The sequence below is a fragment of the Micrococcus sp. HSID17227 genome (assembly GCF_003989405.1).
GTDB lineage: Bacteria > Actinomycetota > Actinomycetes > Actinomycetales > Micrococcaceae > Micrococcus > Micrococcus luteus.
Genome location: NZ_RBLN01000102.1, coordinates 1 through 7,391, shown reverse-complemented (window position 1 = coordinate 7,391; position 7,391 = coordinate 1). Strand labels below are relative to the sequence as shown.

Sequence of the window (7,391 nt, the reverse complement as noted above, 5' to 3'; positions counted from 1 at the left end):
GAGGGCAGGCCTATCTCCGCCCGTCCGACGGCGACTACGTGCAGCACGCGCACGAGCCGCGAATGCTGGAGGTCGCCAATCTCCACGCCGACGAGCGCGGGGACGACGACCACAACCCCGTCACCGGCAGCCGCGCGGAGTAACTGGTCCCCGAGCTCGCGCCCGACTACGCCCCGGAGCTGGACCTCAAGGGCGCCTACGCGGGCGCCCCGCCGGCCGACCTCGTGCAGGTCGCGGGCCGGATCGACGGCGGTCTCTACGCGGCCTTCCTGCTCTACGCGATGGCCGGGCAGCTCGCCGCGTACGACGTGGACCCGGCCACGCACCTCAACGAGACCGGCCTGACGGCCCTCGACGGCGCGGCCGAGACCTGCCTGGCAGGCAGCCTCGCCTACGCGCACCTCGACTCCGCCACGCTGACCCACACGGGGCAGGACTTCCCTGAGCTCGTCCGCTCCGACGCCGAGCTGGCCGGGATCCTCGCCGAGCAGCGGATCGGCGCGCAGGGCCGCCGTCCCGATGTGCCGGTGATGATCGCGCACTCCGTCACGGACGACGTCATCCCGTACCGCGCCGGCCGCGACCTGGGCCGCCGCTGGTGCGCGGAGGGCGCGCGGGTGCGCTTCGACCCGCTCCTCACCCCGACCCACGTGGGCGGCCACGTGGCCTCCCTGCCGCGGATGGGGGCGTTCCTGGACGCGACCCTCGCCGACCGCTGGACCGCCGACTCGTGCGGGTGGTTCTGAGCCTCGGCTAGCGTCGGGGCCAGGACCGTCCCGCCCACCGAAGGAGCAGTCATGCGCGCCGAGCAGGTCACCGATCCCATCGCCTACCACGGCGAGGGCCCCGTCTGGGCCGCCTCCTGGGGCGCCGCCGCCGAGGGCGTGACCGCCGGCGGCGGCCTGCGCTGGGTGGACATGCTCGCCGGGGACGTCCTGTCCCTGCGCGCCGACGGGACGGTGGACCGCACGCACGTCGGCGACGTGGCCGCCGCGCTGCGCCCGCGTGCCGGGGGCGGCGCCGTCGTCGCGGTGGAGCGGGGCTTCGCCCTGATCTCGCCCGAGGGCGAGCTGACGACGCTGCCCGAGCTGTGGGGCGCGGACGCCGGGATCCGCATGAACGAGGGCGGCTGCGACCCGGACGGCCGGTTCTACTGCGGCACCATGGCGTACGCCAAGACCCCCGGCGCCGCGAACCTCTACCGGCTCGCCCCCGGACCCGACGGCGGCGCCGGCGAGGTGGACGTCGTGCTGACCGGCGCGACGACGTCCAACGGCCTCGAGTGGAGCCCGGACGGCACACGGGCCTACTACAACGACACCCCCACACGGCAGGTGGCCGTGTTCGACTACTCCCGCGAGGAGGGCCTGACGAACCGCCGCGTGCTCGTGGACGTGCTCGACGGGGAGGGCAAGCCGGACGGACTCACCGTGGACGCCGAGGGCGGGATCTGGGTGGCCGTGATCAGCCACGGGCAGATCCACCGGTACACGCCCGAGGGGACGCTCGACGAGGTGGTCGAGGTGCCCGTGCAGAAGACCACGGCCTGCACCTTCGGCGGCGACGACCTCGGCACCCTCTACATCACCACCTCCTGGGAGAACATGGAGCGCGGCGAGGACCCGTTGGCCGGGGCCCTGTTCGCCGTCCGCCCGGGGGTGACGGGCCTGCCGGTCCGGCCCTTCGCGGGCTGAGGCCGTCACGCCGCACGTCGTCGGCGCGGTCCTGCGCGGTCCTGCGCCGTTCTGCGCGGCGAGCCAGACGAATCTGCGGTCCAGAGGCTCCTTTCAGCGCGGAATCGTCTGGCTCGCGCCGGACTCAGGGGACGGCCGCGTGCTGCCGAATCCACGCGTGCATCGCGATGCCGGCGGCCACGCCCGCGTTGATCGAGCGGGTGGAGCCGTACTGCGCGATGGACAGCACCGCGCTCGACGCCGCCCGCACCTCCGCAGAGAGCCCCGGCCCCTCCTGCCCGAAGACGAGCACGCAGGCGCGCGGGAAGTCGAAGGTCTCCACCGGCACCGACTCGGGGAACAGGTCCACGCCGAGCACGGGCAGCCCCTCCCCCGCCGCCCACTCCGTGAACGCCTCCACCGTCTCGTGGTGGCGCACGTGCAGGTAGCGGTCGGTGACCATGGCGCCGCGCCGGTTCCAGCGGCGCCGCCCGATGATGTGCACCCCGGCGGCGTTGAACGCGTTGGCGGTGCGCACGACGGTGCCGATGTTCAGGTCGTGCTGCCAGTTCTCGATGGCCACGTGGAACGGGTGGCGCCGCGCGTCGAGGTCCGCGACGATCGCCTCGAGGCTCCAATAGCGGTAGTGGTCGAGCACGTTGCGGCGGTCGCCGTGCGCGAGCAGCTCCGGGTCGTAGCGGGGGTCCTCCGGCCACGGGCCGGTCCACGGGCCCACGCCGACCTCGCGGGGCGCGGCGCCGTCCTCGGCCGGCGCGGGCTCGCTCAGCGGCCGGCCTCGGACCGGTCGACGGCGGCCCAGGCGGCCCCGGCGGACACCGCGGCCACGGAGAGCACCGCCGGCCACGCACCGATCTTCTTGGCCAGCGGGTGGGAGGCGCCGAAGCCGCCGAGGTACAGGGCGGCCAGGCCCCCGGTGACGGCCGGCCCACGCGTGGCCAACCACGTCCGGCCGGCATACAGGCCGGCGGTGGCCAGCACGACACCGCCGAGCGGCCGGATGCCGGTCTCACGGGCGGTCAGGTAGCCGCCGATCAGACCGAATGCGGTGACCGGGGCCGTGGAGACGGCGTGGGCGGGGAGCAGGGTCTTGCCGTCGCGGACGACGGGCGGGGCATGACGCGGAGTCTTCATGGCGCCACCGTAGCGCGCGCATCCTGGAATCCGCCGGGGGCCGCCGTCGGGGAGAATGTCCGGGTGAGCATGATCGACAACGCCGTGTACGTGGACGGGCGGCGCGTCCACGCCCCCTCCACCCTCGAAGACACCTGGGAGGCGTGCGAGCGCACCGGCGGCATGGCCTGGCTGGGCCTGTACCGCCCGGACATGGCCGAGCTCCAAGCGGTCGCGGAAGAGCTGCGCCTGCACCCGCTCGCCGTCGAGGACGCCCTCACCGGGGGCGAGCGCGCCAAGCTGGACCGCTACGGCGAGGACTCGTTCATGGTCCTGCACCCGGCCCGCTACATCGACCGCACCGAGACCGTGGAGTTCGGCGAGCTGAGCGTCTTCACCGGCGAGCACTACGTGGTGACGGTGCGTCACGCGGAGGAGCCGGACCTGGCCGCCGTGCGTCGGTTCCTGGAGACGGAGGGCCGCGAGCGCCTCGCGATGGGGCCGTGGCAGGTCACCCTGGAGATCCTGGACCGGGTCGTGGACGACTACTTCCCCGTGGCCGACGGCCTCGAACAGGACATCGAGGAGATCGAGGGCCAGGTCTTCGCCGGCGACGGGCACGTCTCCCGGCGCATCTACCAGCTCTCCCGCGAGGTGCTGAACTTCCAGCACGCCATCCGCGCGCTGCCGTCCATCGTGGAACAGCTCCAGGAGGAGGTGCGCACCCGCCTGCACGAGGACACCCGCCGCCTCGACGCCGACGGCCTGCCCCGGCGCGACGACGCCCACGCCTGGGAGGACGAGGAGCTCAGCGATCAGGCGCGCCTCGAGGTGGAGAACCTGCGCCGCCTGCGTGACGTCCACGACCACACCGTCCAGATCAACGAGCGCGTGACGACCATGCGCCAGATGCTCCACAGCGCCCTCGAGCTGGACTCGACGCTGGCGTCGAAGCGGCTGTCCGAGCAGTCGATCGCCCAGAACGAGCAGGTCAAGCAGATCTCGTCCTGGGCGGCGATCATCTTCGCGCCGCAGCTGGTGGGCTCGGTCTACGGCATGAACTTCGACGGCATGCCCGAGCTGCACTGGACGTTCGGCTATCCGTTCGCCCTGGGACTCATGCTGGCGGTGGCCCTCACGCTGTTCGTGCTGTTCAAGCGCGCGGACTGGCTCTAGGCGGGCGGCGCGCGGGGCAGTCCGAGGCTCAGTCGAGGCCGAGCTCGTCCTTGCCGAACGCGTACAGGTACGGCACCCCCGCCTCCTCGGCCACGCGCTCGGCGGCGCCGGTCGCGCGGTCCACGATCACGGCCACGGCCTGGACGTCGCCGCCCGCGTTGCGCACGCCCTCGACGGCGGTCAGCGCGGAGCCGCCCGTCGTCGAGGTGTCCTCCAGCACGACGACGCGGCGCCCGTCCACGCCCGGGCCCTCCACCTGCCGGCCCATGCCGTACGACTTCTGCGCCTTGCGCACCACGAACGCGTCGAGCGCGCGGCCCACGGTGCCGGCCTGATGCATCATCGCGGTGGCCACGGGGTCGGCGCCCATGGTCAGGCCGCCCACCGCGTCGAACTCGATCCCGTTCTCCTCGAGCAGGCGCAGCATCACGCGGCCGATCAGTGGGGCGGCCTCGTGGTGCAGGGTGACACGACGCAGGTCCACGTAGTAGTCCGCCTCCTTGCCGGAGGACAGGGTCACCCGGCCGTGCACCACGGCCAGCTCCTGGATGAGCTGCTTGAGCCGCTCGCGGTCCTGCTCGGGCGTGGGGACGGTGGGGGTCTGCGCGTCGGTCATGCCGCCCATGCTAGTGCGAGCCCGGCCACCCCTGCCGATTCCGTCCCGGCCTGGCTAGGCTCGGGTTATGAGCGAGATCCCGCACGACGACGCCCCCGTCCAGCATCCCTCCGGCCTGCCCCTGGCGCACTGGCTCACCCTCACCGAGGGCCTGATCGCGGCGCGCGTGGCCGAGAGCCTCGAGGAGCACGGCCTGACCCGCGCCCAGTGGCAGCTGCTGAACACCCTCACGGTGGCCCCGCAGTCCCGTGCCGAGCTCGAGGCCGGCTTCGAGGAGGAGCAGCGCGGCGCGGTGTCCGGTCAGATCGAGGAGCTGGTCGAGTCCCACTGGGTGACGGTCGAGGGCGACCTCTACACCCTCACCGCCACGGGCCGCACCGCGGGCGCCCGCGTCGGCGAGGCGGTCGAGGCCCTGCGTGCCGAGGCGACGGCGGACGTCCCGCGGGACCAGATCGACGACGCCGTCCGCGTCCTGCGCCGCATCGCCCGCAACCTGGGGCACCCGGACGCGTGAGCCGCCGTCGCCGGTCGCCCCTGTCCCCGTGCGCGGCGCCGGTCCTACGCTGACCGGCATGCGTGAACTCCAGCAGCGGATCATCGCCGAGCAGTGCGTCCTCCCTGAGATCGACCCCGCGGCCGAAGTCGAACGGCGCGTGGCCTTCCTCGCCGACTACCTCGCGGCCACGGGCGCGTCCGGCTTCGTCCTGGGCATCTCCGGCGGCGTGGACTCCACCGTGGGCGGCCGGCTGGCCCAGCTCGCCGTCGAGCGTCGCCGCGCCCAGCTCGGCGTCACGGACGCCGTCGCCCTGGGCGGCCCCGACACCACTCCGCCGGGTGAGGCGGGGGTGGGCGCCGACGTCGTGCCCTCCCGCGAGAACCCCCGGTTCACCGCCGTGCGCCTGCCCTACAAGGTGCAGCACGACGAGGCGGATGCCCGGGCGGCCATGGACTTCGTGGGTGCGGATCAGGACGTCACCCTGAACATCGCGGAGGCCGTGCAGGGTCTGGCCGCCGCCTTCGCCGAGGCGGTGGGGGAGCCGATCTCGGACTACAACCAGGGCAACGTGAAGGCCCGCATCCGCATGACGGCCCAGTACGCGGTGGCCGGCGCCCACGGGCAGCTGGTGATCGGCACGGACCAGGCGGCGGAGGCCATCACGGGCTTCTACACGAAGTTCGGCGACGGCGGCGCGGACGTCCTGCCGCTGGCCGGCCTGAACAAGCGGCAGGTGCGGGCGCTGGGCCGCGAACTCGGAGCCCCCGAGCCCCTGTGGAACAAGGTGCCCACCGCGGACCTGCTGGACGGCACGCCGGGCCAGACGGACGAGGCCGAACTCGGGATGACGTACGAGGACATCGACGACTACCTCGAGGGCAAGGACGTCCCTACCGAGGTCGCGGAGAAGCTCGAGGGCATCTGGCTCCGCAGCCGCCACAAGCGCACCACGCCGGTGACGATCCACGACGATTGGTGGCGCTGAGGCGCCGATCCCACGGTGTCCGCGCCCTTCGATAGCCTGGCCGGGTGAAGATCGCCACCTGGAACGTCAACTCCCTCCGTGCCCGCGCCGACCGCGTCGAGGCCTTCCTCGAGCGCCATGACATCGACGTCCTGGCCATCCAGGAGACCAAGTGCCGGGACGAGAACTTCCCGTGGGAGCTCTTCGAGCGCGCCGGCTACGAGGTGGTGCACAACGGCACCTCGCAGTGGAACGGCGTGGCCATCGCCTCCCGCGTCGGCCTGAGCGACGTGCAGCGCGGCTTCCCCGGCCAGCCGCACTTCGGCAAGGGCGGCGTGGACCCGCAGGAGGAGTCCCGCGCCATCGGGGCGACCGTGGGCGCCGAGGCGGCCGACGGCGTCGCCCCGGTCCGCCTGTGGAGCCTGTACGTGCCCAACGGGCGCGGCCTGGAGAACGAGCACATGGGCTACAAGCTCGAGTGGCTGCGCGTGCTCCAGGAGCACGCGGCCGCTCGCCTCGCCGAGGACCCGGACACCCGGCTCGCCCTGACCGGCGACTGGAACATCGCTCCGCAGGACGAGGACGTGTGGGACATCGAGCTGTTCCAGCGCGAGGGCTACACGCACGTCTCCCCGCCCGAGCGCGCGGCGTTCCGCGCGTTCGAGGACGCCGGGCTGGTGGACGTGGTGCGCCCGCGCCACCCCGGCCCCGGCGTGTACACGTACTGGGACTACACGGGCCTGGCCTTCCCCAAGAAGAAGGGCATGCGCATCGACTTCCAGCTGTGCTCCCCCGCCCTCGCACGGACGGTCACGGACGCCTGGATCGACCGCGAGGAGCGCAAGGGCAAGGGCGCCTCGGACCACGCGCCCGTGGTCGTCGAGCTGGGCTGAACCACGGACGAGCCCGCGATGACCCACGACGACGACGGCCCGCCCCCGGGTGTCGCGCGCGGCACCGCGCACCTGCGCGTCTTCCAGCCGCTGGCCGCGTTCCCGGACGCGGTCCAGGCGCGACTGATCGCCGGCGGCCACCGCACGCGCGCCGAGGTGGAGGCCGAGGCGGCGGAGCGGGCCCGGCGTCGCCTGGCCCGGCCCGTGGCCGACCCGTTCCCGGAGCCCGGTGAGGACGACCTGGTGCGGGTCCTGCAGGACGAGCACCGCTCCGCGTTCTACTGCCCGGACGAGCGGGGCCTGCGGGCCGAGATGGCCGCGGCCGTGCTCGAGGAGACGATGCTGCCGCGGCTGCACGAGGCCGCCATCCCGCCGGCAGCGCGGGCCATGAACCGCGGCCGCGCCCTCGTGGCGCTCGAGGAGGAGTGGGGCCTCGTGCTGA

Annotated in this window: 9 protein-coding genes and 1 pseudogene; 7 read left to right on the top strand and 3 right to left on the bottom strand. The window is 73.5% G+C overall.

Annotated elements, in window-relative coordinates:
• Nucleotides 1–143 precede the first annotated feature (143 nt).
• Together D8M29_RS06800 and D8M29_RS06795 are read left to right on the top strand one after the other, a co-directional pair.
• Entirely contained in the window at nt 144–746 is a 603-nt protein-coding gene (locus tag D8M29_RS06800; RefSeq protein WP_255420493.1) for a lipase family protein, read from the top strand.
• A 51-nt stretch (nt 747–797) separates the two neighbouring features.
• Nucleotides 798–1,694: an SMP-30/gluconolactonase/LRE family protein gene (locus D8M29_RS06795; protein WP_127445862.1), complete on the top strand. Its 897-nt coding sequence runs from the start codon at nt 798–800 to the stop codon at nt 1,692–1,694.
• Nucleotides 1,695–1,818: 124 nt separating this feature from the next.
• On the opposite strand, the gene D8M29_RS06790 is transcribed toward D8M29_RS06795, so the two are convergent.
• Nucleotides 1,819–2,460, bottom strand: coding sequence for an RNA methyltransferase (locus D8M29_RS06790; RefSeq protein ID WP_170748090.1), 642 nt, complete (start codon nt 2,458–2,460; stop codon nt 1,819–1,821).
• Nucleotides 2,457–2,825: a hypothetical protein gene (locus tag D8M29_RS06785; protein ID WP_127445861.1), complete on the bottom strand. Its 369-nt coding sequence runs from the start codon at nt 2,823–2,825 to the stop codon at nt 2,457–2,459. The genes D8M29_RS06790 and D8M29_RS06785 overlap by 4 nt, the downstream gene beginning before the upstream one ends.
• Before the next feature lie 63 nt (nt 2,826–2,888).
• Between D8M29_RS06785 and D8M29_RS06780 the strand changes: the two genes are divergently transcribed.
• Nucleotides 2,889–3,980: a magnesium and cobalt transport protein CorA gene (locus D8M29_RS06780; RefSeq protein WP_316242177.1), complete on the top strand. Its 1,092-nt coding sequence runs from the start codon at nt 2,889–2,891 to the stop codon at nt 3,978–3,980.
• Between the two features lie 28 nt (nt 3,981–4,008).
• On the opposite strand, the gene pyrE is transcribed toward D8M29_RS06780, so the two are convergent.
• On the bottom strand, nt 4,009–4,605 hold the full coding sequence (pyrE, locus tag D8M29_RS06775) for an orotate phosphoribosyltransferase (RefSeq protein WP_036316789.1): 597 nt from the start codon (nt 4,603–4,605) through the stop codon (nt 4,009–4,011).
• Nucleotides 4,606–4,663: 58 nt separating this feature from the next.
• On the opposite strand from pyrE, the gene D8M29_RS06770 reads away from it, so the two are divergent.
• From D8M29_RS06770 to D8M29_RS06755, 4 genes and pseudogenes are all read left to right on the top strand, one after another.
• A complete protein-coding gene (locus D8M29_RS06770) occupies nt 4,664–5,110 on the top strand; it encodes a MarR family winged helix-turn-helix transcriptional regulator (protein ID WP_060973770.1) in 447 nt (148 codons plus the stop codon).
• Between the two features lie 58 nt (nt 5,111–5,168).
• Entirely contained in the window at nt 5,169–6,077 is a 909-nt protein-coding gene (gene nadE / locus D8M29_RS06765; RefSeq protein ID WP_127435332.1) for an ammonia-dependent NAD(+) synthetase, read from the top strand.
• A gap of 44 nt (nt 6,078–6,121) precedes the next feature.
• The gene (locus D8M29_RS06760; RefSeq protein ID WP_049147818.1) at nt 6,122–6,949 is read left to right on the top strand and encodes an exodeoxyribonuclease III; all 828 of its coding nucleotides are present in this window, start codon (nt 6,122–6,124) and stop codon (nt 6,947–6,949) included.
• Nucleotides 6,950–6,967: 18 nt separating this feature from the next.
• Nucleotides 6,968–7,391, top strand: a pseudogene (locus D8M29_RS06755) (hypothetical protein); the annotation flags it as partial.

Coding starts and splice junctions, on each gene's coding strand:
- nadE (WP_127435332.1), top strand. CDS start 5,169: ATGCGTGAACTCCAGCAGCGGATCATCGCCGAGCAGTGCGTCCTCCCT.
- D8M29_RS06795 (WP_127445862.1), top strand. CDS start 798: ATGCGCGCCGAGCAGGTCACCGATCCCATCGCCTACCACGGCGAGGGC.
- pyrE (WP_036316789.1), bottom strand. CDS start 4,605: ATGGGCGGCATGACCGACGCGCAGACCCCCACCGTCCCCACGCCCGAG.
- D8M29_RS06785 (WP_127445861.1), bottom strand. CDS start 2,825: ATGAAGACTCCGCGTCATGCCCCGCCCGTCGTCCGCGACGGCAAGACC.
- D8M29_RS06770 (WP_060973770.1), top strand. CDS start 4,664: ATGAGCGAGATCCCGCACGACGACGCCCCCGTCCAGCATCCCTCCGGC.